The sequence below is a fragment of the Halomarina oriensis genome (genome assembly GCF_009791395.1).
GTDB classification, from domain to species: domain Archaea; phylum Halobacteriota; class Halobacteria; order Halobacteriales; family Haloarculaceae; genus Halomarina; species Halomarina oriensis.
Genome location: NZ_WSZK01000007.1, coordinates 64,842 through 88,267, shown reverse-complemented (window position 1 = coordinate 88,267; position 23,426 = coordinate 64,842). Strand labels below are relative to the sequence as shown.

The 23,426-nt window shown below is 66.1% G+C and carries 17 protein-coding genes and 1 pseudogene; 9 read left to right on the top strand and 9 right to left on the bottom strand.

Annotation, left to right across the window (positions count from 1 at the left end; all coding sequences use genetic code 11):
* Positions 1-23 precede the first annotated feature (23 nt).
* A complete protein-coding gene (locus GQS65_RS03020; protein ID WP_158203237.1) occupies positions 24-1,766 on the bottom strand; it encodes an ABC transporter substrate-binding protein in 1,743 nt (580 codons plus the stop codon).
* A gap of 256 nt (positions 1,767-2,022) precedes the next feature.
* On the opposite strand from GQS65_RS03020, the gene GQS65_RS03015 reads away from it, so the two are divergent.
* Positions 2,023-2,256, top strand: coding sequence for a hypothetical protein (locus GQS65_RS03015; RefSeq protein WP_233264996.1), 234 nt, complete (start codon positions 2,023-2,025; stop codon positions 2,254-2,256).
* A gap of 21 nt (positions 2,257-2,277) precedes the next feature.
* Here GQS65_RS03015 and GQS65_RS03010 read toward each other — a convergent pair whose 3' ends face one another.
* Positions 2,278-3,180, bottom strand: a complete 903-nt coding sequence (locus GQS65_RS03010; RefSeq protein ID WP_233264995.1) for a HEAT repeat domain-containing protein — start codon at positions 3,178-3,180, stop codon at positions 2,278-2,280.
* A 131-nt stretch (positions 3,181-3,311) separates the two neighbouring features.
* Here GQS65_RS03010 and GQS65_RS03005 point away from each other — a divergent pair, with 131 nt between their 5' ends.
* The 3 genes from GQS65_RS03005 (at position 3,312) to GQS65_RS02995 (ending at position 7,250) form a co-directional block, all read left to right on the top strand.
* Complete coding sequence (locus tag GQS65_RS03005; RefSeq protein WP_158203193.1) at positions 3,312-4,616, top strand: DUF7405 family protein; 1,305 nt, start codon at positions 3,312-3,314, stop codon at positions 4,614-4,616.
* A complete protein-coding gene (locus tag GQS65_RS03000; protein ID WP_158203192.1) occupies positions 4,613-6,256 on the top strand; it encodes a CRTAC1 family protein in 1,644 nt (547 codons plus the stop codon). The genes GQS65_RS03005 and GQS65_RS03000 overlap by 4 nt, the downstream gene beginning before the upstream one ends.
* 124 nt (positions 6,257-6,380) lie before the next feature.
* A complete protein-coding gene (locus GQS65_RS02995) occupies positions 6,381-7,250 on the top strand; it encodes a fumarylacetoacetate hydrolase family protein (protein ID WP_158203191.1) in 870 nt (289 codons plus the stop codon).
* Positions 7,251-7,322: 72 nt separating this feature from the next.
* Here GQS65_RS02995 and GQS65_RS02990 read toward each other — a convergent pair whose 3' ends face one another.
* Positions 7,323-9,473 carry an endo-1,4-beta-xylanase gene (locus tag GQS65_RS02990; RefSeq protein ID WP_158203190.1) on the bottom strand — a complete coding sequence of 717 codons (2,151 nt, stop codon included), beginning with the start codon at positions 9,471-9,473 and terminating at the stop codon, positions 7,323-7,325.
* Between the two features lie 208 nt (positions 9,474-9,681).
* Here GQS65_RS02990 and GQS65_RS02985 point away from each other — a divergent pair, with 208 nt between their 5' ends.
* A complete protein-coding gene (locus GQS65_RS02985) occupies positions 9,682-10,656 on the top strand; it encodes an endo-1,4-beta-xylanase (protein ID WP_158203189.1) in 975 nt (324 codons plus the stop codon).
* Between the two features lie 39 nt (positions 10,657-10,695).
* Here the strand turns inward: GQS65_RS02985 and GQS65_RS02980 are convergent, their stop codons facing one another.
* On the bottom strand, positions 10,696-12,135 hold the full coding sequence (locus GQS65_RS02980) for an MATE family efflux transporter (RefSeq protein WP_368279780.1): 1,440 nt from the start codon (positions 12,133-12,135) through the stop codon (positions 10,696-10,698).
* A 73-nt stretch (positions 12,136-12,208) separates the two neighbouring features.
* Entirely contained in the window at positions 12,209-13,162 is a 954-nt protein-coding gene (locus GQS65_RS02975; protein ID WP_199268391.1) for a mannonate dehydratase, read from the bottom strand.
* 36 nt (positions 13,163-13,198) lie between these two features.
* On the opposite strand from GQS65_RS02975, the gene GQS65_RS02970 reads away from it, so the two are divergent.
* Positions 13,199-13,555, top strand: coding sequence for a family 4 glycosyl hydrolase (locus GQS65_RS02970; protein WP_368279779.1), 357 nt, complete (start codon positions 13,199-13,201; stop codon positions 13,553-13,555).
* Positions 13,556-13,590: 35 nt separating this feature from the next.
* Here the strand turns inward: GQS65_RS02970 and GQS65_RS02965 are convergent, their stop codons facing one another.
* Positions 13,591-15,669: an alpha-glucuronidase family glycosyl hydrolase gene (locus GQS65_RS02965; RefSeq protein ID WP_158203187.1), complete on the bottom strand. Its 2,079-nt coding sequence runs from the start codon at positions 15,667-15,669 to the stop codon at positions 13,591-13,593.
* 192 nt (positions 15,670-15,861) lie between these two features.
* On the opposite strand from GQS65_RS02965, the gene GQS65_RS02960 reads away from it, so the two are divergent.
* The 3 genes and pseudogenes from GQS65_RS02960 to GQS65_RS02955 all read left to right on the top strand — a co-directional run bounded on the left by GQS65_RS02960 (position 15,862) and on the right by GQS65_RS02955 (position 19,577).
* Complete coding sequence (locus GQS65_RS02960; RefSeq protein ID WP_158203186.1) at positions 15,862-16,626, top strand: IclR family transcriptional regulator; 765 nt, start codon at positions 15,862-15,864, stop codon at positions 16,624-16,626.
* Between the two features lie 370 nt (positions 16,627-16,996).
* Positions 16,997-17,101, top strand: a pseudogene (locus GQS65_RS22215) (aldo/keto reductase); the annotation flags it as partial.
* 532 nt (positions 17,102-17,633) lie between these two features.
* Positions 17,634-19,577, top strand: a complete 1,944-nt coding sequence (locus GQS65_RS02955; protein ID WP_158203185.1) for an archaea-specific SMC-related protein — start codon at positions 17,634-17,636, stop codon at positions 19,575-19,577.
* Positions 19,578-19,642: 65 nt separating this feature from the next.
* On the opposite strand, the gene rdfA is transcribed toward GQS65_RS02955, so the two are convergent.
* From rdfA to GQS65_RS02940, 3 genes are all read right to left on the bottom strand, one after another.
* A complete protein-coding gene (gene rdfA / locus GQS65_RS02950; protein WP_158203184.1) occupies positions 19,643-20,278 on the bottom strand; it encodes a rod-determining factor RdfA in 636 nt (211 codons plus the stop codon).
* A gap of 201 nt (positions 20,279-20,479) precedes the next feature.
* On the bottom strand, positions 20,480-20,932 hold the full coding sequence (locus GQS65_RS02945) for a helix-turn-helix domain-containing protein (protein ID WP_158203183.1): 453 nt from the start codon (positions 20,930-20,932) through the stop codon (positions 20,480-20,482).
* A gap of 194 nt (positions 20,933-21,126) precedes the next feature.
* Positions 21,127-22,353, bottom strand: a complete 1,227-nt coding sequence (locus GQS65_RS02940; protein WP_158203182.1) for a Cdc6/Cdc18 family protein — start codon at positions 22,351-22,353, stop codon at positions 21,127-21,129.
* Positions 22,354-23,426: the final 1,073 nt, after the last annotated feature.

Sequence of the window (23,426 nt, the reverse complement as noted above, 5' to 3'; positions counted from 1 at the left end):
TACGATAGTTAAAGGTTACCGAGCTATCCGTCGTACTGCAGTTCGCCCTCGTGGACCCACCAGAACGGCGGCCACTTGACGCGGCGGTTCGTGCTCCCCTCCTCGGCGGTGGTCCACTCGTCGTCGGTGACCCACGACTGCTCGAACTTCGAGACCAGCCCGAGGAACGGGAGGTCGATGTGGTTGTGCCACGCCGCCTGCTGGACGTACTCGCGGGCGTCCTCCTCGGAGGCCTGCTGTGCGATCTGGGTCGTGACTTCGAGCGGGTTGATGGTCATCTCGCCGCCGTCTCGGCTCGGGATGGTCTGTTCGGAGTCGGCGATATCGCGGTAGTTGTGCCCGCCACCGATGTCCGTCGCCCAGAGCTGGTAGTACAGCGGGAAGTACGGGAACGCCGAACGCGACCCGCCCGGCAACCAGTACAGCGAGCCCAGCTTGAAGTTGCTCTGGGAGTACTGACTGAACCAGTCGTTGGTCGGTCGCGTGCTGACCGAGAAGTCGAACCCGAAGCTGTTCAACTGGTCGACGGTCGTCTGTGTCATCGTCGTCCAGTCCGTCCAGCCCGCCGGCGAGCCGTACTCGCCGCCGAGGGTCGTCCCGTCCTCAGCCGTCCAGGTACCGTTCTCCTTGGTGTAGCCGGCCCCCTCCATCAGTTCGGTCGCTCGCTCGGTGTTGCTCGATTCGGGACCGTACGTCTCGAAGTCGCCGAACCAGTCATCGAGCCAGTTCTCCTGGTCACGCGGTGCGATACCACACGGCGTCGGCGTGACGAACTTCGTCCGCGGCCCCGCGTTGTCGACGAGTTGCTGTCGGTTGATGACGTGGGCGATGGCCTGTCGGACCTCGCGCTTGCCGAAGTGCGGGTCGCTGTGGTTGAAGACGATACCGTAGCCCCACTTCGCGGGGATGTTGACCTCAACGACGTTGCCGGGGAACTGCTCGGCGATCTCGGGCGGCGTGAACAGACTCGTCGCCGCGTCGACGTTCTGCCCGTTGATGAGCGCCTGGTGCTGGGCCGTGTTCCCACCGTAGCTCTCGATGAGGTACGTCGAGAAGTTGACGTTGTCCGCGTTGTAGAACTCGGGGTTGTGCTCGAACTCGAACGCCTGCTGGTCCTTGTTGACGAAGCTGAACATCGCGCTCGCGACCGGGTCCTCCCACGCCCACTGGAGGAACTCCTCGACGGGGCGGTCCAGCCACTGTTCGTGAGTCTCGGCTTTCGTGTCGACGAAGAAGTTCGTCAGCTCGAACTTGACGATCTGTGGGTTGGTCGGCCCCGAGAGGATGAGTCGGGCCGTCCGCTCGTCGACGATCTCGTAGTCGTCGAGATAGCCCCAGATGGAGCTCTCGGTCATCTGAGCGAGCTGAATCTGCACCTCGAAGTCCTCGGTCGTCCAGTCGTCGCCGTTCGACCACGTCAGGTCCTCGCGGAACGTCAGCGTCACGTCCTCCTCGGTGATCTCGAGGTTCTCGAGCGCCCCGTAGATGAACTCCGACTCGTTGAAGGAGTACTTGAGGAACGGCGCGAAGACGGCCCGGCCGGCGGGCCAACTGAAGTTCTGAGTCGCCGCGGAGTTGAAGTGGAGGTCGACCGGGTTGCCGGTGTAGGCGTTGCGGAACGTCGCGTCCTGCACCTGCCCGTTGCCGGACCCGGTTCCGTTCGACCCGCCACCGCCACTCCCGTCCCCGCTGTCGTTGCCGGAGTCGTCGCCACCTGCACATCCTGCGAGTGCAGCCATCCCGGACGCTCCGGCGACTGCCAGCATCTGTCGACGACTGAGGACCTCACCGTAGTCGCGCCGACTGCTGTCGCTTGCCATAACACTGTAAGCGTATACAGAACTAGTCATAAACATTGTGGATTATATTCACACACAGTCGGCGGAAATTACCGAACGGGGCCAGCGTCGCCACGGACGAAGACCGGAGTGAGCGTGTGAGAGACGGCGCTCCGGGCCGCTACCGTCGGCAGCGACGGCCCCACCACGAAGGTTTTTCAGAGCCGTCCACCCACGGTAGGGCATGTCGAAACGCGCTGTCGTGCTGGACCTCCTCTGTGCCAACCGCCGTCAGATGCGGTTCGCGCTCGGCGTCCTCATCGCGATGGGGTTGCTCTCGGCGCTCTCGTTGCTGTTCGTCGGGCCCGGAGACCGGAGCTATCCGATTCTGGTCCTCGATATCGTCCTCGTCGGCGGCGGCATCGTCTTCTTCGCCGGTGCACACTGGTACTGTACGAAGCGGGCGATGGAGCGCTGACACAGCGGAACGGGTCGCCCGTCACTCCTCGTCGAGGTACGTCGCCGTCTGCTCGGCCACCTCCCGGACCGTCTCGTCGGCGTCGGACGCGGCGACCCGGCGGAGGTCGGGGACGACCGCCGGGTCACCGAGACGGCCGAGCGCCCGGACCGCTCTGGCCCGGACGACCGTCCGATCGTGGTCGAGGCAGTCGACCAGTCGGTCGGTCACCGGCGCGACGGCGGTGGGGTCGGCGGCCGCGAGGTGACCCAGGGCGTCGACTGCGCCCCCGGCGACGCCCGGGTCGACGTCGTCGAGCAGGTCGACGATGGTGTCGACGGCGTCCGTCGCCGCCCGTGGCTCGGTCTCACAGACGGCGACGACGACGTCGACGAGCGTCCGGCGCGCCGAGACGACCCGTCGTCGCTCGCTCTCCTCGTGTTCCTGCAGGGTCCGCCGTGTCACCTCGTCGTCGACCATAGCGAAGTCCTCGACGTCCGGGTCGAGTTCGGTCGCGCCGACACCCGCCGCGAGCGCCTCGACGTGCGGGGCGACCAGTGCCGGGCGCTCGACGACTACCTTCCCGAGGAGGGTCGCTCCCGTCAACTGGACGTCGGTGATGTCCGTCCCCATCGTCGCGGCGAGGGCGGCGAGTCGGCCGTCGAGCGCGTCGGGGTCCGTCGACGCGACGGTGTCGAGGACGCCGATAGCCCGCATCGAGATGGCCGCGTTGTCGGCGGCGGTCAGCGCCGCGACGGCGTCGAGGAACGGCCGGACGGCGTCGACGTCCTGTTCGGCGAGTGCTCGACACACCTCGACACCTCGCTGTCGAGTCAGGGGGCCCGACGCGTCCAGTGCGGCACGAACTGCGCTGGCGTCGACGTCGCCGGGAGAGACCGTCTCCGGGTCGACGTCGTCGAGTGGCGTCCGCGAATCGGTCGTCATGGACGCATCGTGCGCGTCGGTGGGTAAATACGTACAGGGTCGCCGGGGGCCGGCGAACGCGACACCCGCCACCGGGGCTGGGAGGTGTACGACAGAAACTACCATGTACGTCAAGCAGCAAGTGACGGGCGATGACTGCCAACGATTCGCGTGGTCTCTCACGGCGAACGCTCGTGAAGGCCGCGCTCGCCATCGGGGGCACGAGCGCGCTCGCGGCCTGTCAGGAGGCCGAGCGTGCTCCCGACGACGGAACCGCCGACCCGCCGGAGTACCCGCGTGGCGTCTCGGACCCGTCGACGCTCCCGGCCCGACAGCACGCGTGGGACGACTACCTGGTCACCAGCGTCCACGGAACCGTCACACAGAGCCAGCATCAGTTGCTCCTCGGCCTCTCGTACGACGGGTCGACGCCCCCCACGGACGGCGACCGCACACAGGTCGAGGACGCGCTCCGGGTGCTCGAACGAGCGTTCCAGTGGGGGAGCGGTCTCGACACCAGTGGGAGCGTCAACAACGGCCTGCTGTTCATGCTCGGGTACGCGCCGCGCTACCTCGACCGGGTCGGCATCGACGTCGAGGGGTTGCAGACACCGGAGACGATACTGGAGGAACTCGGCGAGGACCCCGCCCTGGCCGCCGACTTCGACGCCCTGTTGCTCCTCGACAGCGACTACGCCTCCATCCTGCTCGCGGCCGAACAGGCGCTGTTCGGCGAGTCGGAGGAGCTCAACGGCGTCGAGGTGGACGCGCGACTGACCGACGTCTTCTCCGTCGTCGAACGGCGCACGGGCGTTCTCGGGAAGGGCCGACCCGCACAGGAACTCGACCACGAGGCCATCCCCGAGGACGCGCCGCTGTCGATGGGCTTTCGTGCTGGCTTCGACAACAGCCTCCCTCCCGAGGACGTGGCGACGTTCTCGGAGGGGGCGTTCGCCGACGGGACGACGCTGGTCGTCTCCCGGATTCGGACCGCGCTCGACGACTGGTACGAACAGCCCCACGAACAGCGGCGCAAGGAGATGTACTGCCCGGCCCACACCGACGAGGCGGTCGGTGAGACCGGCGAGGCACTCGGCAACCACTCGGGCATCACCGAGGAGAACGTCGAGCGGATGGACGAACTCGCCGAAGAACACGGCATCGTCGGGCACGCACAGAAGGTGGCGTCGGCCCGCGACGAGGACTTCCGCACCCGGATACTCCGGCGTTCGGAGGGCGTCGCCACCGACGACGTCGAGGGGTCGACGTTCAACTTCTCGTCGGTACAGACCGACACGCGCCGGTTCGTCGAGGTTCGCCGCGCGATGGACGTCGACCAGTACGACCACGACGTTCCGGACGACCGCCACGGTATCGTCGACTACCTCGGGACGCTCTCCCGGAGCACCTACCTCGTGCCGTCCAGGGCGGACCGCGCGCTCCCGAGCGAACGATGACCGCGCCGTCGGCGCGGTGGACGGTCCTCGCCGTGGCGCTGCTCGTGCTCTCGGTCGTCGGGGCCGGCTGTGCGGGTGTCGGCGGGACGCCCGACGAGACCACCATCGACTTCCGCGAGCGGACGAACGAGAGCGGACTCGACTACCGGACCGACGGCGGTGCGGCCGGCAACGGGAACGACGGCGTCTACGTCGCCGACGTGGACCGCGACGGCTGGCAGGACGTCCTCGCGGTCGGCGGCGAACGGCCCGTGCTGTTCCGGAACACCGGTGGAGCGTTCGAGCGAGCGGACGGGTTCCCGACGGTGAACGGGTCGGTCAAGAGTGCGCTGTTCTTCGACCACGACGGCGACGGCTGGGAGGACCTGCTGGTGCTTCGCTCCCACGCCGAACCGGTGTTCCTGCACAACGAGGAGGGGACGTTCGAGCGGGCCGACGTCGGCCTCGGGAACCTCACCTACCCGCTCGGCGCGACGGCCGCCGACTACGACCGGGACGGCGACACCGACCTGCTCGTCTACCAGTCGGGCGACTGGACGACCGGGAAGCCCGACGGCTACTTCAGCCTGAACGCGACGCTCGAGGAGGACAACGGCAACCCGAACGTCCTCTACGAGAACACCGGCGACGGGTTCGAACGCGTCGACGACGCCGGCGTGAACGACGCGACGCGGTGGAGTCTCGCGGCGAGTTTCGTCGACCTGAACGGCGACGCGCTGCCGGACCTCCACGTGGCGAACGACTACAACACGGACGTCGTCTACCTCAACCAGGGCGACGGGACGTTCGCCGAACGGGTGCTCGGCGGCAACACCTCCCGGAACGGGATGGCCTCCGAGATCGCCGACGTGAACGGCGACGGGACACAGGACGTGTTCACGACGAACATCTACCTCCCGCTGGAGCAGGTCGAGGACGACGAACGCTACGAGCGTCTGCGTCTGCTGTTCGGCTACGTCCTCAAATCCGGCCGGACGAAGGGCAACACCCTCATGCTCAACGACGGCACGGGGAACCTCACCGACGCCGCGGTCTCCTACGGCGTCCGCGAGGGCGGGTGGGGGTGGGCTGCGACGCTGACCGACTTCGACCACGACGGCGACCGGGACCTGCTCCACACGACCCAGCACGTCGTCCGTATCGACCGCGATGACCCCCACTACACCTACCCGATGCTGTTCGAGCGTGAGGGCGACGACTTCACGAACCTCGACGCCTCGGCGCACAACCTGACCGAACACGACGGTCGGGGACTCGCCACGCTGGACTACGACCGGGACGGTGACCGCGACGTGATCGTCGCGCCCTACGACGGGACCGTCACCGTCTACGAGAACGTCGGGGCCGACGGGAACAGCCTCTCGCTCCGCGTCGTCGACGACGCCGGGTCGACGGTCTACGGCGCGACCGTCCACGTCTCCGGCCCGGACGGCGGCGACGTCGTCCAGCAGACCGTCCAGTCCGACTTCCTCTCCCAGGAGAGTCGGGTCGTCCACGTCGGCCTCGGTGACCGCGAGCGAGTCGACCTCACCGTCACTTGGCCCGACGGGACCGAGCGGACGTTCGAGGACGTCGCGGCCGGCCAGGAGCGCCGAATCACGAAGGACGGCCTCGAACCTGTCGCCGCGAACGGGACGTGAACCGGAGCACCACGAAGGGGTGTCTCGGGTACTGCAAACGGTTTTCGCGGTAGAGTACGGGCGTTCACGACCGGTCGGGCGACTGCACCAAAACTATATCACGAGCCTCCAATAGATTCGCTGTATGCGCTACTATCAGGTTGGGGACCCGAGTGACGCCCGTCTCGCGCTCCACACGGACGAGGGGAGCTACGACCTCACGGCCGCGAACGCGAGCGTGGAGTCGTTCGGCGACCTCGCCCGTGCGGCTTCTATCGCGGACCGCGAAGTCGACGCCATCGCCGCGAAACTCGCCGAATCCGCGCCGGAACTCGCCAGTGAGACCATCGCCGACACGACCCGAGCACCGGTTCACGCCGACGAGGTGTGGGCGGCGGGTGTCACCTACCACATCAGCGAACAGGCCCGCCAGGAGGAGAGCACGATGCCCGACATGTACATCGACGTCTACGAGGGGGGCCGACCGGAGGTGTTCTTCAAGGCGACGCCGAACCGCTACGTCGGCCCCGACGAACCCGTCGGCATCCGAAGCGACTCGGAGTGGGACGTCCCGGAACCGGAACTCGGCGTCGTCCTCTACCAGGGCGACATCGTCGGGTTCACCGTCGGCAACGACATGAGCAGTCGTTCTATCGAGGGGGAGAACCCGCTCTACCTCCCGCAGGCGAAGGTGTACGACCGCTGTTGTTCCATCGGGCCGTGCGTCCGGTCGGCGGCGTCGGTCGACGACCCACACGACCTCGAGATGTGGATGACTATCCGCCGCGACGGCGAGACGCTCTACGAGGAGTCGACCGACACCGGCGAGATGGTCCGGTCGGTGTCGGAACTCGTCGACTGCTACACGAAGCACAACGCCGTCCCCGAACTGTCCGTCCTCCTGACGGGGACGGCGCTCGTTCCGGGCGACGGGTTCACGCTTCGGGAGGGCGACCGCATCGACATCGGTATCGAGGACATCGGGCAGTTGACGAACACCGTGACGGTGGTCTGAGTGGATACCGGTCGCTCGGCGGTACGCTCCGTCCCGAGACGCGTGAGAGACGCCCGACGGCCGGGCGGTCGCTCAGTTCAGTTCTTCTAACAGCGCGGCGAGGTCGTCCCAGGTGATCTCACCGTCGCCGTCGAAGTCGAACACCTCGACGTGGTCGGTCACGTCGTCGCTCCGGAGGTTCTTCAGGAGCAGTTTGGCGTCGTCGCCGTCGACGTCGCCGTCACCGTCGAGGTCCTCGTGACGGCCGTCGCCGTCGAGGTCCGCCGCGACCTCGGAGACGGGGCGGAGTTCCACCTCGACGGTCGTGGTCTCGTCGTCGAACGTGACGGTGGTGTGACCGACGCGGCGGCCATCGGTCGCGAGTACTCGGTAGTCGCCCTCGAACCCGCGGGTCGTGAGCGTCCCGTCGCCACCGACCCGGCCCGTCTCCTCGGTCCACCACTCGTCGAACACCAGGTCGAGGAACTGCTCGCCGTTGGGGCGGAGCGTCCAGTCGGCGTCGTAGTACGCGCCGGTCGGTCGCCAGTGGTCTTCCGCCCAGAACCCCCACGAGAGAACGCCTTCGACCGCTTCGTGGCTGAACAGTGCCGTCAGGAAGTCGCGGGTGTAGTCGCGCTGAACGGCGACGTCCTGTGCGTTCTGCCGACTGAAAACCTCGATGTCGAACTCGGTGACGAGCAGGGGGAGATCGAACTCGGCGAACCGGTCGAGGCCCGCGAGTATCTGTTCGACGTCGAGTATCTGTCCCCACTGCTGCTGGTGGTGGCCCATGAACCCGATGCCGTCGACGGGGTAGTCGTCCTCGACGAGACGCTGGAGATACTGGTAGTACTGGTCCTGCTGCCAGACGCCGCCGATGGCCCCCATCTCGTTGGTGTAGAGTTCGGCGTCGGTGGCGTCGTTCGCGGCCGTCCACCAGCGGTCGACGGCCGGCCAGCCGAGCGCCTCGTCGCTCCGGAAGTTCGACTGCCAGACGGGGTGGTTGTGCATGTCCCACTCCGTCACCAACCCCTCGAACCGCTCGGCGTGGTTCGTTATCTTCTCGCCGACCGTCGCCTCGAACTCCTCGGCCGGGAGGTCGCCACTGACGTTCATCCCACCGCCGCCGTCGGTGCCGTACTCCTCCCAGAGGAGGTAGTGGCCGCGAGTCGGGACGCCGTGGTCGTTCAGCCACTCCAGCGTCGCCATCGTCGCGTCGGTGTCGATGTCCCAGACGCCGTCCCAGGCGGGCCACTTCATCCCGTTCTCGACGACGGCCTTGTTGAACGTCTCCAGGAACACCTCGCGGTACCGCTGGTCGTCCTCGTCGTCGCCGGTGACGTGTTCGACCGAGACGGCGCTCCCGAAGTCGAACGCGTGTTCGGTCATGCCGAGGTCGACGACGGCGTTCGGGACCTTCTCGCCGTCTTCGTCGACGACGCGGACCGCGACGTCGGTCTTCCGGAGTTCGTCGATACGCTCCTCGGCGGCCGCCCGCCAGTCGGCGTCGGGCGCACGACCCTCGTAGTCGTACGGCGGGAGCGTGTCGAGCGACGGGACCGACTCGGCGTCGCTGTAGTCGAGGAGCGCGATGCCGCCGATATCGACCGTCTGTCTGCCGTAGCCGGTCCAGAACTCGAACGTCGGGGTCGCGTCGGCCGGCTCCCGACCCTCCCCGACCACGATGGGGAAGAAGTAGCGCAGCCACTCGCCGGTCGGTTCGACGACCGCCGACCGCTGGACCGCGTTGTCGGACGCTCGTTGCGTCCCGTTGCCCGCCGACGCCCGTCTGAACACCGCCTTCACCTGCGGGTCCTCGGCGTCGCTCCGGAGGTAGGCCACCCCGAGGAGGACGTCACCGGCGTCGACCGACCCCGCTTCGAGGTGGGCGCGGTACGCCACGCTGTCGGGGTGTTTCGAGGCGTTGCCGGCCTCGACGCGCGTGGCCGTCGAGATGGGGACCGCGTCGGCGTCGACGTCGACGGCCGACCCGGAGCCGTGACCGACGACCGAGAACGCGTCGAGGACCGCCGACTCGCTCTCGCCGATGCGGTACTCGCCGGCCGGGAGCGTCCGGTTGCCACCACGGCCCGTCAGGTCGCTCCGGAGCGTCTCGTAGTAGCTCGACGACGAGGACCGGGCGGCCCCGACCGCTGCCGACCCGGTCGTCGCCAGCCCGAGGGCGGCGAGTGTCTGCAGGAACGTTCGGCGCTTGTGCTGTCGATGTGGGGAGTGCTCTGCCATCGTAGACCGTGAGCGACACGTCGGACGGTCTACTATTTATCAGTTTTGCCGGCGTTAATTCTGAGTGTGCTCTCTGCTTACGATTGCAGACTCGTTCGTCGAGACACCTACCATTCCCGGTCGCCGTGGCGGTGACGGTGGGGTGAAACGGGTCGTGGTAGCTCGTCGGGGAGTACGCTTTTTTCGTCGTGGTGTGTCGCTCGGGTCGATGCCGACAGACCGACCCCTTCGAGCAGTCGCCGGGGAGCGTGCCGTCGACGTCGGGGCCGCCGTCGACGCCGACCGTCTCCGAACCGACGTGAGCTACCGAGCACTCGTCCGTGACGAGTTCACCGTGGTCACCGCCGAGAACGCCCTGAAGATGGGGCCGCTCAGACCGGCACCGAGCACCTACGACTTCGCCGACGCCGACGCCATCGTGAACTTCGCACGGGCCCACGAGATGCCCGTCCGCGGCCACACGCTCGTCTGGCACAACCAGACACCGACGTGGTTCCAGTCGTGGGACTACACCGACGACCAGTTGCGGCGGTTCCTCCGCGAGCACGTCCAGACCGTCGTCGGCCGCTATCGACGGTCCGTCGGGACGTGGGACGTCGTCAACGAGGCGGTCGACGACGACGGGTCCATGCGCGAGACGGTGTGGTACGACGCCATGGGCGAGGAGTACCTCGACCGCGCCTTCGAGTGGGCCGCCGAGGTGAACCCCGACGCCGACCGCTACTACAACGACTACGGCGCGGACGCGGTCAACGAGAAGTCCGACGCCGTCTACGACCTCCTCGGTCGACTGCTCGACCGGGGCGTCCCCGTCGACGGTGTCGGCCTCCAGCTCCACGCGCTCGGAGACTGGCCCGACCCCGACTCCATCGCGGAGAACGTCCGGCGGTTCCAGGACCTCGGCCTCGACGTCCAGATAACGGAGATGGACGTCGCCTTCCCCGCCGGCGAGGTGCCCCACGACGCAGCCGAGCGACAGGCCGACTACTACCGCGAGGTCGTCGAGACGTGTCTCGACACCGGCGTCGAGACGCTCGTCACCTGGGGCGTCCGCGACGGCGACACGTGGCTCCGAGCGTTCCGTGATTTCCCCGAGCGGTTCTCGGGGGACCCGCTCCTGTTCGACGACCGCGGGCAGCGAAAACCGGCCTACGACGCGGTCAGAGACGTGCTCTCGACGTAGTACATCGGGACCGAACGGGAGACCACCGTTCGTGAAGAGTCAATCGCCGGCCGCGGGGCGGTAGGTCCGGCTGATGGCCCGCCACCGCCCCGTTCGGAACCGGTAGCCGTTGACGAGCGCGGTCGGGAGGCTCTCGCCGAGGAAGGCGAGGTAGAGCCCCCACAGGCCGAACGACGGGACCGTCGCTGCGAGGTACGTCAGCGGGATGGCGAAGCAGAACATCCCGATGGCGCGCCCGTAGAACGGCCACCGCGTGTCGCCCGTCGAGTCGAGTGCCCCAGCGATGCTCTGACCGACCCCCTGGGGCACGACCGCGACGCAAGCGGCGTACACCAGTCCGACTGCCACCGGCACGGTCTCCGAGGCCGGGTCCGTCACGAATCCACGCACGACCGGTTCGGCGAACAGCGCCACGACGGCGGCCGCGAGCAGGTAGGTGGCGGCGGTGAAGTACGTTATCTCGCGGCCGTACGTCGCCGCGCCGTCCTCGTCGTCGCTGCCGAGGGCCTGCCCGACGAGGCTGCTGGCGGCCAGGCCGAACCCCCAGCCGGGCGTGTTCATCAGCCCCCAGATACGCCGGCTGATGACGTACGCGGCGACGACGTTCGGGCCGAGCAGGCCGACGAACGCCAGGATGGGAAACCGGGCGACCGTCCAGACGGCACTCCGGCCGACGACGGGCAGGCCGATCGAGACGAGTGCCGAGAGCGTGTCCCGATCGACGTACCGACGGGTGGGGTCGACGCTCACCGGGAGCGCACCGACGCCGGGGAGTCGACCGGCCGTGAGGCCGACCGCGAACGTCGTCGTCACGAGAGCGCTGGCGACGACGGTCCCCAGTGCGGCCCCGACGACGCCCATGTCCAACCCGAAGACGAGGGCGGCGTTGAGACCGACGTTCACCACGGCACCACCCGAGCGGACGACCATCGGCGTCCGCGCGTCGTTGACACCGACGAACACGCGACTCCCGATCTGGTTCAGGATAGCGAACGGCACGCCCAGTGCGAGCACTCGGAGGTAGTCCGCGCCGTACGCCACGGCCGTCAGGTCGTCGCTCAGCAGACCCACGAGGTCGGTCGGGGCGGCCCAGAACAGCGCGGCGACGGGAACGCCGACGACCGTCACGAGCAGCACGCTCGACCGGACGACCTGTCCGAGTCGGTCGTGTGCCCCCGCGCCGTATCGCTGCGAGACGAGCGCGATGGTCCCGGCGGCCATCCCACCGCCGACGGCGAACGTCAGCCCCCAGTACGGGCCGGCGAACCCCATCCCCGCGATGGCCGTCGGGCCGACCGCGACGCCGACCATCGCGACGTCGACGACGCTCTTCGACATTCGGGCGAGACCCGTGACGATGCGTGGCCACGCCAGGTCGGTCGTCTCGCGTGCTCGTTCCGGTGCGAGGAGGCCCAGACGAGCGAGGACCGCCCCGATACCGAGGAGGAGCAGTCGCAGCGGGTTCTTCGGACGGCTCACTACCGTCGCCTCGGTTGTCGGTGTGATAAGCGTTGGCTCGTCGCGGCCCGGTCCGGGACGCGCTGTCTCGAACCTACGGAGCCGTCTGCTCCAGGAGCCCCTTCATGTAGCCGATGGCGAACAGTCGTCCCGTGTCGGTGTAGCCCGACATCGCCCCGTCGCGGTCCTCTTCGTCGACCATCCGCGGGACGTGGTCCGGACGAATCGGCCCCTCGAAGCCGACGTCGCGGTACGCCCGCATCGTGGCGAGCATGTCCGTCTGACCCTCCTCGTGCCACGTCTCGACGAACCGTTCCGGTGTCCCCTCCACGTCCCGGAAGTGGACGAAGTGGATGCGGTCGCCGAACCGGCGGATGGCCTCGGGGACGTCCGCACCCATCGCCGAGAAGTTGCCCTGACAGAACGTCAGCCCGTGGTTCGGGCTGTCGTGGAGGTCGAGGATTCGCTGGACGTCCTCCGCTGACGTGACGAGACGGGGGACACCGCGAACGGGCGAAATCGGCGGGTCGTCGGGGTGGAGTGCGAGGGTCACGCCCGCCGCCTCGGCGACGGGCACCACCTCGTCGAGGAAGTACTCCAGGTTCTCCCAGAGTTCGGCCTCCGTCACGTCGGCAGGGTGGTCGGGGGCGCGTTCGGACTGCTCGTGGTCGTAGGCCGTGGTTCGAGAGTCCCCCCGGAGCGCCACCGAGTCGGACGTCCGAATCACGCCGACGGGGTTCTCCGTCCACACCCAGGAGTAGACGTCGATACCGACCGCGCCCATGTTCCGGAGCAGGCGCTTGACGGTCGCTATCTCCTCGTCACGCCCCTCCTCGCCGAGGACGGTCTTCGTCATCGGCGGGCGGTCCTCGACGACGTCCAGTGAGAGGCCGTGGTCGGCGAATCGGTTGGCCGTCCGCAACAGCGAGTCGTACGTCCACCACTCCGTCTCCCCCCAGAACCGGACGACGGCCGTCGAGAGGCCGAGCTGTCGGGCGAGCGTCCACCGACGGTCGGGGTGGGGTGGGAGCATCCACGTCGGATTCATGGCTCTCGCTTCGGAGAACGCCGACTAATAGCTTGTGTGGCCGGGGACGAGGGGAGGACGGACCGACCCGACCGACCGGGCGTCGAGACGAACGCCGTCGTCCGGGAGCACGAGGTCCAACCGGTCGCCGCCGGTGGCTTCCCGCGACCCGTTCGGAGCCTCCTGCGTGGCCACGTCGACACCATCGAGACGGTCGTCGAGGCGTCCCGAACGGGCGACCTCGACGCCGCGTTCGAGGGGTTCCTCCTCGACCAGCAGGTCAGGACGCTCTCGCCCGACGACGACCGCGACCTGTTCGCCGAACTCGTCGCCGCCGAGGGACCGTACCTCGACGACTGGGACGTCGACGGTTCGACGGTGCTCGCCGAGGCGTCGACGTACCCCGCGGAGTAGCGGCCAGCCGTGATCGGCGAAGAGACGCTGCCGTCTCAGTCGTCGGCCGGGACCCGACCGTGCTCGTCGGGAACGCCGGAGTGCTCGTAGAAGAACGCCGTCAGGGTACGACACCAGCGCTCGGCCTGGACGACCTGTTCGTCGAACCGCTCGGCGACGTGCCGGAACCGCTGCTCGTCGACTCGCCCGTCCAGGCTGTCCCAACGATCACGCAGATCCCGCGCGGCCGCGACCCCCGCGAAGCAGTTGTCGTAGAGCGTCTGGACGACCGTCCGCCCGTCGTCGAGCGTGTGGTCCCACGGCAGGTGGTGGAAGAACAGGAGCAGTTCCTCGGGGCAGGTCTCGGGGTCGTCGTACCGCTCGGCCAGCGCCTCGGGGTACTGCTGGGCGTAGCCGTTGCCCCGCGCGTTGCGGTCCCTCCCGATGCCGTCCGCCGTCGCGCCGGTGTAGCCCGGCCACTCCCCGGGGGCGGGGTCGTAGTGGTTCTCCAGGCGGGCCTCGCCGTTGTACATCATGTGCATGAGCCCGAGGCCGCCGGTCGAGTAGTCGACGACCGCAGGCCAACTGTCGTGCATGACGTCGGTGACCGTCTCGACCACCTCGGGGTCGTGGCCGAACGTCTGGCGGACCCACTCGTCGGTGACGGTCGCCGTGTCGAGGTCCGGGTCCCACGCGAGTCGCCCGTAGCCGTAGAGGTTCGCCTGCGCGAGGTAGTGACCGGTCCAGTTCGGGTCGTCGCCGGGACCGCCGACGCCGGCCAGCCCGCTGCCAGCCTCGGTGAGGAGGTCCGCGACTCGTCGACCGTGACCCTCGGGGTCGGTGTCGAACTCCAGCACCTCCTTCCACATCGGGACGTGGTAGCAGGCGTGGACGTGCTGGCCGGTGTACTCGCCCGTGATCTGGAGTTCCAGCGCGAGGTCCGTCTCGGGCATCTGCCCGAACACCGGCGAGACGGGTTCGCGTGGCTGGAAGTCGATGGGGCCGTTTTTCACCTGGACGGTGACGTTGTCGTGGAACGCGCCGTCGAGCGGTTCGAAGGTCTCGTGTTGCTGGACGGCCCGGTCGCTGTGTGAGCCGTAGACGAACGCTCGCCACCAGACCCGACCGCCGTGCGGTTCGAGTGCGCGGGCGAGGACGTTCGCCCCGTCGACGTGGTCGGCGTCGTAGTCGTACGGTCCCGGCTGGCCCTCCGAGTCGGCCTTCACGAGGAAGCCCGCGAAGTCGGGGACGTACTCGTAGACCTCCGTCGCCTTCTCGGCCCACCACCGCTCGACGGCCTCGTCGTTCGGGTCGGCGGTGTCGAGGCCACCCAGTCGCTCGGGCGCACCGAAGTTCACGGAGAGAGCGAGGCGAATCCCGTACCGCCTGAACACCGAGGCGAGCGCCGCGAGTTTCTCCAGGTAGCGTGGTTCGAGCAGTCGCCAGCCGCCGAGTTCGCTCATCGCGTCGTTCGCGCTCGGCCGGTCGGGAATCTCGGTGTTGACGTTGTTGACGACGAGGCCGTCGACACCGACCGACGCGAGCAGCCGAGCGTACTCGACGTACCGCTCGTCGACGTTGGGGAGCGTCTCCACGTCGAAGAGGGAGAGTCCGGCGTACCCACGCTCCACCGACCGCCGAAACGGGTTGTCCCAGTGGTCGACGAACCGGTCGGCGGTGGCCGGTTCCTCGAACACGTCGAGGCCGTCGAGCGGTCGGCCCAGCGAGAGGTGCCGGAGGAGGTGGAACGTCCCGTACACCAGCCCCCGGTCGGTCGACGCGGTGACGACGAGCACGTTCGCCCCCTCCCACTCCGTCGCTTTGACGTGGAACCCGCCGTCAGCGAGCGCGTCGACGGCGTCGACTACGACCGAGTCGTGTATCACCTGCATCTCCTCGGGCGTCCCCACCGCGAGGAAGCCGTCGGCGGAACGCGGGGGGTGCTGCCAGAGGTGCGGAGTTCGCCCGAGTATCTCCCCGAGGCCGCGTCGGAGTTCGTCTCGAACCGCGCCGAGTTCCGGCGCGCCGACCGAGACGTACGCGTTCGCACAGTAGGTCCGGTACGCCTCGTGTCGACGCTCGTCGGTGACCTCCTCGTACCGGAGCCAACAGTCGTCGGTGACAGGCGGCGTCATCGCCGACCGCTTCTCCGCCCGGTGGCAAAGCGCTGGCGGTGGCCGCGGTTCGACCGATACCGCCGTTCGGCGGGGTTCTCGCGGGCGAACGTCCCCCGAACGGCCCGGTCGACGGGGTCGATTCAGAATTGCTGAACAGATGTCCGTATGGCGGAGCAGACGTTTCAATAGGAAGGGACCGAAACGGAGGGTATGGGAAAGCAAGCGAGACACGCGGTGAAGTCGGTCGAGAACGCGTTCGAGATACTCGACGCGCTCAAAGAGCTCGACGGAGCCGGTGTGTCAGAGCTCTCGGAGCATCTCGACTTCCCGAAGAGCACGATTCACAACTACCTGAGCACGCTTCTCCAGGAGGAGTACGTGGTCAAGGACGGCTCGACGTACCACGTCGGTATCCGATTCCTCGAGTACGGCGCGTTCGCCCGCATCCAGATGGACATCTACGACATCGCAAAGCCGGAAGTCGACACGCTCGCGGAGACGACCGGCGAGCTGGCGAACCTGATGGTCGAGCAGCACGGACGTGGGTCGTATCTCCATCGCGCGCGCGGAGACCGGGCGGTGCAGGTCGAAGCACACGTCGGGACCAGGGTGCCACTCCACGGGACGGCGCTCGGGAAGGCGATACTGGCACACCTCCCCGAGGAGCGTGTCGACGAAATCGTCGAGATGCACGGCCTACAGGCGTACACTCCCAAGACCGTCACGGACAGGGCAGAGCTCGACGAGGACCTGGCCGAGATTCGAGAGGCCGGCGTCGCCTTCGACGACGAGGAGCGACTCCCGGGCCTTCGCTGTGTCGCTGCCCCCATCCTCAGCAACAACGGCCGTGTGCTCGGGGCTATCAGCGTGTCCGGCCCGTCGAACAGAATCCGTGACGAGCGCTTCACGGAGACGTTGCCGAACCGCGTGCTGGAGACGGTCAACGTCATCGAACTGAACGTCACCTACTCGTAGTTCCGACCCCGCTCTCGTTCTCTCGGCGTTCCCGACCGGCCGTCGACACGGATGCCTCGATTACCGGCGGGGCCGCTTCGGACGTGGAACAATCGTTCATCAATCCTGAACGCCCACGAAGTTCGTCGCTGAGTTCGACATTGACAGGTATTTTGGTCGATAGCCGGACACGTGTCGGTAGAATAGAGCATCACGATCGTATTCGGAAGAACCCTCGTGCGAACGAGTGTGCTATCTACCCACATGCGTTCACGATACCAGAACGGCGTCGCGGACCCGACGACGGCCGTCGAACGACGGCTATGGAGGGTGTCGGCGAACGACCACGGAGTGGCGAACAGTTTACTCCCTGGGCCGAGTGGGTCGGTCCATGCGACACGACGAACTCGGAGAGACGGGCAGTACGGTCACGGAGGTCGGATTCGGGACGTGGAACATCGGTGGTGGATGGGGTGACGTCTCCGACCGGCCGGGACTCCGGATTTCATAACAGACATACGCCTGTTATAGCGGGCGTCGTATCCGGCTCGAAAGACGAGCGACACCGAGGGGACGGCCGACGCGGTCGGGTCGAGACGGTCTCGTAGCGTCGTCGGATGCCGGCGAGACGAGTGTAGCCCTCGTCGAGATGGGTCACGGCCTGGGAGCGGAGTACGACGGCGGGTCCGATGGGCTGTTTCGAGCGACCCCTGGGTGAGCGGCTTCGGGTCGGAACCCGCCACGAGTGGGTTCTTCCCGTCGACGATGACACGAGCACCTCTCGGTCCCGACGGGTCGGACTGCACGACGTCTCGGCGTTCGGAGTGTTCGACACCGGTGTCGGCCACCGGAACTCCTCGACGTGGGCAGCAGGTCATCCTCCGGAGTCGTCGTCCGCCTCACTCCACGGACGTCCACAGTTTCGCCGTGACACCGTGAGGACGGCGTTTTTGCCGGAGTTGCCGAGAAAACCCGTCGGTTCTCGCCCAAAGAGGTATATTTTTACCGCTCACACGTGTTCGATAGGTATGGACGCCATTACGACGCCGAAGGAATCCGCTTCGGTCGCGGTACAGAACATCGGCGGAATCGACGACACGGCCGTCGACATACCCCCCGGTGTGACGGTTCTGACGGGCCGCAACGCGACGAACCGAACGTCGCTCCTGCAGGCGATCATGGCCGCGATGGGGAGCGACAACGCTTCGGTCAAGGGCGACGCCGAGACCGGAACCGTCGAACTCGAAATCGGCGAGAATACCTACACGAGGACGCTGACACGTTCGGACGGAACCGTCGTGACCGACGGGGAGCCATACGCCGAGGACCCGGTGGTTGCCGACCTCTTCGCGTTCCTGCTGGAGTCGAACGAAGCCCGCCGTGCAGTCGCCCAGGGACGAGACCTCCGCGAGTTGATCATGCGGCCCGTCGACGTCGACGCGATTCGAGCGGCGATCAGCGAGCACGAAGCCGAGCGGGACCGGATCGACGACGAGCTGGAGGAGCTAGAGTCGCTGAAAGGGGACCTCCCGACCCTCGAAGAGCGCCGGACGTCGCTCCAGTCGGATATCGAAGAGAAGCGGTCGGACCTCGAAGCGAAAGAGGCGGAGATAGAAGCGTACGACGGCAGTATCGAGGCGAGTCGGGACGAGCAGGAGGAACTCGAAGACCGTCTCGAAGCGCTCCGAGACCAGCGGTCAGAACTCGACAGGATCCGCTCGGAGATCGACCTCCAGGAGAAGAGCATCGAGTCGCTCACCTCCGAGCGCCACGAACTCGAAGCCGAACGAAAAGCTCTTCCCGAACTCTCCGCGGACGAAGAGGACCTACAGCGGAAGATCTCGCGGCTCCGAAGCCAGAAGAGCCGCCTCGAAGAGCGAGTGAGCGACCTCCAGGACGTCATCAGTTTCAACGAGGAGATGCTCGACGAGACGGAATCAGAGATGAGCAAGGTGTTGCAGGATAGCCGTACCGACGGGGCGGTGACCGACCAGCTCGTCGAGGACGAGTCGGTCGTCTGCTGGACGTGCGGGACGGAAGTCGAAGAGGAGCGAATCGAGGACACGCTCGAGAAACTGCGGTCCGTCCGAACTGACACCCTCTCGGACGTGCGCGAGATAGAAGACGAGTTGAACGAGCTTCAGGAGACCAAACGCGAGCGAGAGCAACATCGCCGCCAGCAAGAACGCCTCACACAGAAGCACGAGGAGGTCACCGACGAACTGGACCGACGTCGTGAGGAGATCGAGACCCTCCGTGAGAAGCGCGACCGACTCGGTGGCGAGATCGAATCCCTCGAAACGGCGGTCGAGGAACTCGAATCCGACGACTTCGACGAGATCCTCGAACTCCACAAGGAGGCCAACGAACTGGAGTTCGAGCTCGGTCGGCTCGAATCGGAGGCCGAGGACGTAACCGACCGGATAGCCGCTATCGAGGAGTCGTTGACCGAAGAGGAACGACTTCGAGCGGAGCGTGAATCGGTCACCGAAGAACTGCAGGACCTCCGGACGCGAATCGACCGAATCGAGGAGCAGGCGGTGGAGCAGTTCAACGACCACATGGACGCCGTGCTCGAGATACTGGGCTACGAGAACCTCGAACGCATCTGGATCGAACGCGTCCAGAAACGGGTCCGTGAGGGGCGACAGAAGGTCGACCGGACGGTGTTCGAACTCCACGTCGTTCGCTCGACTGCGTCCGGGGCGACGTACGAAGACACCATCGACCACCTCTCCGAGAGCGAACGGGAGGTGACCGGACTCGTCTTCGGCCTGGCGGGATACCTCGTGCACGACGTACACGAGACGGTGCCGTTCGTGCTCCTCGATTCACTGGAAGCGATCGACTCCGAACGGATCGCCGATCTCGTGGAGTACATCGCGGAGTACGCGTCGTATCTCGTCGTCGCGCTGCTACCCGAGGACGCACGGGTACTCGACGACTCCTACACCCGGATTACCGAAATCTAGCGTACCGACCGCGCTCTCTTTCCCACCGTACTGCACTGGAGTCACGTGAGACGACAGCGGTGTGTCTACCGTTCGGGCTCACAGTCACAGCCACCTCGGCCGAGTAGTTCGACGACGCCGTACTGTGCACCGCACTCCTCGCAGAGGACGTCGACGTCGACGAAGATTCGGAAGGTCCCGAGCGTGATTCGGTCGGTGTCACGGAGCTGTTGGAGGCTCTGGGTCGTGACCGACTGTGTTCTCGACTGGAGACGCTCGATGGTCCCTCGGACCTTCTGTACGCGGTCGGTCGGGGTCGACTCGTACGTCGCCTCGCGGTACTTCGTCAGATACGACCGGATCGCCTGGTAGGTTACGAAGTCACGCTGGAGTTCGTCGACGTCGACGCCTGCTCGTTCGAGTCGAGCCTGTGCCTCCGTTCGGACCCCACTGCTCACGTCGCCGTCTGTCAGCAGTCGGTAGAGGTTCTCGACTTCACCGTCGACCACCGACCGTCCCGCCTCGTTCATCGCAACTTCGAGCAGGCGGCGGTTGAACGTGTCGGCCAAACTCCGAAGGCTCATCCGGTCCTCGTCGCTCGTCCACTGTGCTTCGAGATACGCTCCGAACGACTCGTCGAGACCGTACTCCTCGATGAGTCGGGCGACCTTACTCGAGGGTCGAGCGTCGTCGGGTTCGGCGCTTCCTTCGGAGTCGGTCATTCGTGCTCGGTAATACGACCAGACGACTATCAGTCGTTTGGTTCCGCTCGTCCTGCGGGGGGCGACAACCGAGTCGGTGAGATAATCTCGTTCGCAACACGCCACGGAGGTCCCTGACGTCGGAGTTTAGAGTTAGAAGTAGTTACACGTTTTTCTGTCGGTAGCTCGGACTCGTCGATACGAACTCGCCGGAGTGGTCGGTCACTCCGGACCGACCCATCCGTCCTCACCGGGGACGAGTCCGGCCTCACGCAGGAGGCGTCTCAGGTGGGGAATCGAGTAGTCGACGTCGAACACGTCCCGAACCAGCCGTCGTGCCAGTGACGGGTTCCAGGCGTCGGCGTCGTATCCGACCGCTTTCGGTGATCGTCGGAGCTGTGCGTAGAAGAGTCGCCGCTGTTCGCCGGTGAGTTTCGATGGACGACCCGAGCGATCACGGTCGTGGAGCGCCTCCTCGATAGGTCGTGACTGGAACCGGACGAGCCAGTTGTAGACGGTCTTACGAGCGATACCGTACTGGTCTGCGATCTCCGTCTGAGAGAGGCCGTATTTGTAGTTCAGCGCGACCACGAGTCGGAGAGCAGGAGTCTTCTCGTCGGTCTCCCGCAACTTCTTCCTGAGTGTCTCCACCGAAGTACCGTCCAGATCGACCATGACCGACGGTAAACAGGGTGAGTAAATAGTTTTAGTGGTAATCGTCGTCTCGGTTCCGGTTCGCGCTCGGCGCGGCCTGTAGTTCGATAGCCTGCTACGCGCTCGGTGTAGTGGTTCGAACGGGGGGGAAGTGGACCGAAAGCTGGAAATTCTGGCTTCGTTCGCCTCCGTCTACCACGATTCACCGAAACTGGTCACAGCTCAGTAGCCAGTCGGTCGTCACGAAGCAAGACCCGCTTGACGATATCCGGATCCTCGAGGAGTCGGTGTGTCGCGTAGACGCCTCCGCCACGGCCACGGCTGGTCCGGTCCGAGCGAATCACGTTGAGGAAGTTCTGCTCCTTCAGGAGTTCCTGGACCCGACGCTCGGACAGTTCGTCGAGATTCAACTCGACACGGACCTGGCTGTAGACGTCGTAGATTCTCGACGTGCTGAACTTCGCTTCGTCGTTCTGCTCGGTGAGCAACACCAGGGCGTAGAGAACGGCTTTGACCTGTGTGGGAGCACCACCGACCAACTCGCTGAATCGGTCGGCTTCAGCCTGCTCTTTGCCCGCGCGAACGTGGTCTTCACGAACCATCTCGTCGCTCTGTTTCTTCGCGATGAGGCCTGCGTTGTGCAGGATGTCGATAGCCTTCCGTGCGTCGCCGTGCTCACCCGCTGCCAGCGCAGCGGTGAGCGGGATGACGCTATCGCCGAGCACACCCTTCCGGAACGCGTCTCGGCGCTTCTCCAGGATTCGTTTCAACTGCTCGGCGTCGTACGGTTGGAAGACGAGTTCCGTCTGTGCGAGACTCGACTTCACACGCTCCGAGAGGTTCTCGGGGTAGTCGATCTTGTTCGAGATGCCGATGACGCTGACCTTCGCCGAAGACAGACTCCGGTTCTCGCCCGCTCGTGACAGCTTCCTGAGCACCTCGTCGTCGTCGAGCATGTCGATCTCGTCGAGGATGACGACGAGGACGTCGGCGAACGTATCGATGACCTGCCACAGCCGTTTGTAGTAATCCCCGGTCCCCAGTCCTCTGTCCGGTACAGAGAGACCGGTGACGTGTTCGTCGTTGAGTTGCTGTGCGATCGTCTTCACCACAGAGACCTCGGTCGACTGCTCACCACAGTCGATGAAGACGTGTCGGACCGAGATCTCCTCGCGCTCTGCTTCGACGACGACCCGCTCGGTGACGCTCCGCGAGACGAGGGACTTCCCGGTTCCCGTCTTCCCGAAGATGAAGAGGTTGCTCGGTTGGTTGCCGAAGATAGCGGGGTTGAGTGCTTCTGCAACCTGTCCCATCTCGGTCTCGCGGCCGACGATACGGTCGGGACCGGGAACGTGGCTGATCTCGAGGAGTTCCTGCTTCTCGAAGATGGGGTCGTCGTAGCGAAACAGTGGGTCACGACCCTCGGAGTCGTCGTCGGCCATCGCGTTGACCAGTGATACGTTCCACTGCACATAAACCTGTCCCAGTTCCGTCGCGGATGTAACACCCACGAGATAGAGCGTAGTAGCACCCAGAGACGGAAGAGAGTGTATCGAACCCGACTCCAACCGACTCGCGGATGAACAGACGGTGGACAGCGGAGGGGGACCCCCCTCGCGGTTGTAAGTCGGACGAGTGTAGCGCCACGATGGACGCAGAGCGGTTGGCTTGCGTCTGTCGGACACCCCCCTCGCGGATGTAATCGACCCAGCCGTCCTCTCGACGGCCACGACGGCGAACCGAGGTCGGGGGAGGGGGACCCCCCTCGCGGATGTAACGCTCCGAAGGGGGGTCTAGCAACGTTGGAGGGAGTCGGCCAACCTCTGAAACCGTCGAAAGCTGCGGATTTACATCCGCGAGGGAGGGGTGTTCGCGCGTTCTAGTACTAGTACTAGCTAGTACCTAGCACAACACAACAACACAACAACACAACACCAACACACCACACAGTACCAACAGACCCCACCGCCCACGACTCCGACGACTGAGACGACTAGGACAGTCACCACGGTTCGAGAGGCCGGATCCGGAGACCGCGACTCGTCGACTCACCCCCACCCTTTGATCGCCGTTACATCCGCGAGGGGGGTCCCCCCCTCCTTCCCCCTCGGCTACCCCTCTCGTGTCAGCTTGTGTCTTGGGCTACTCGTCGAGTTCTGACCCGACCGGAACGACGTACTCGTTCCGGCACGCGTCTCCGTCACGCCACTGCTGGCAGTGGCAGCGATACGTGCGGTCCCTCCTCCGCTCGCTCGTCCTGACCGAGAGCGTCGGCGTCACGCGAGAGGTACTCATCGAGACTGCAGCGTGGTCCGATCCGGGCCCCGTAGTCGGTGCGATATATCGGTCACTCCGCGGAGAGTCCGACGTCACAGAGGAACTCCTCACCGCTCTCCCGAGCAGAATCAGAGTATACGGCACTCGAAGAGCAGTACGGGGTCTCACGACTGTGCTCTCGGACGACGAAGCGACCGAACCCTCCCTCGAACAGTTCTGTAATGCATGATCGACTACA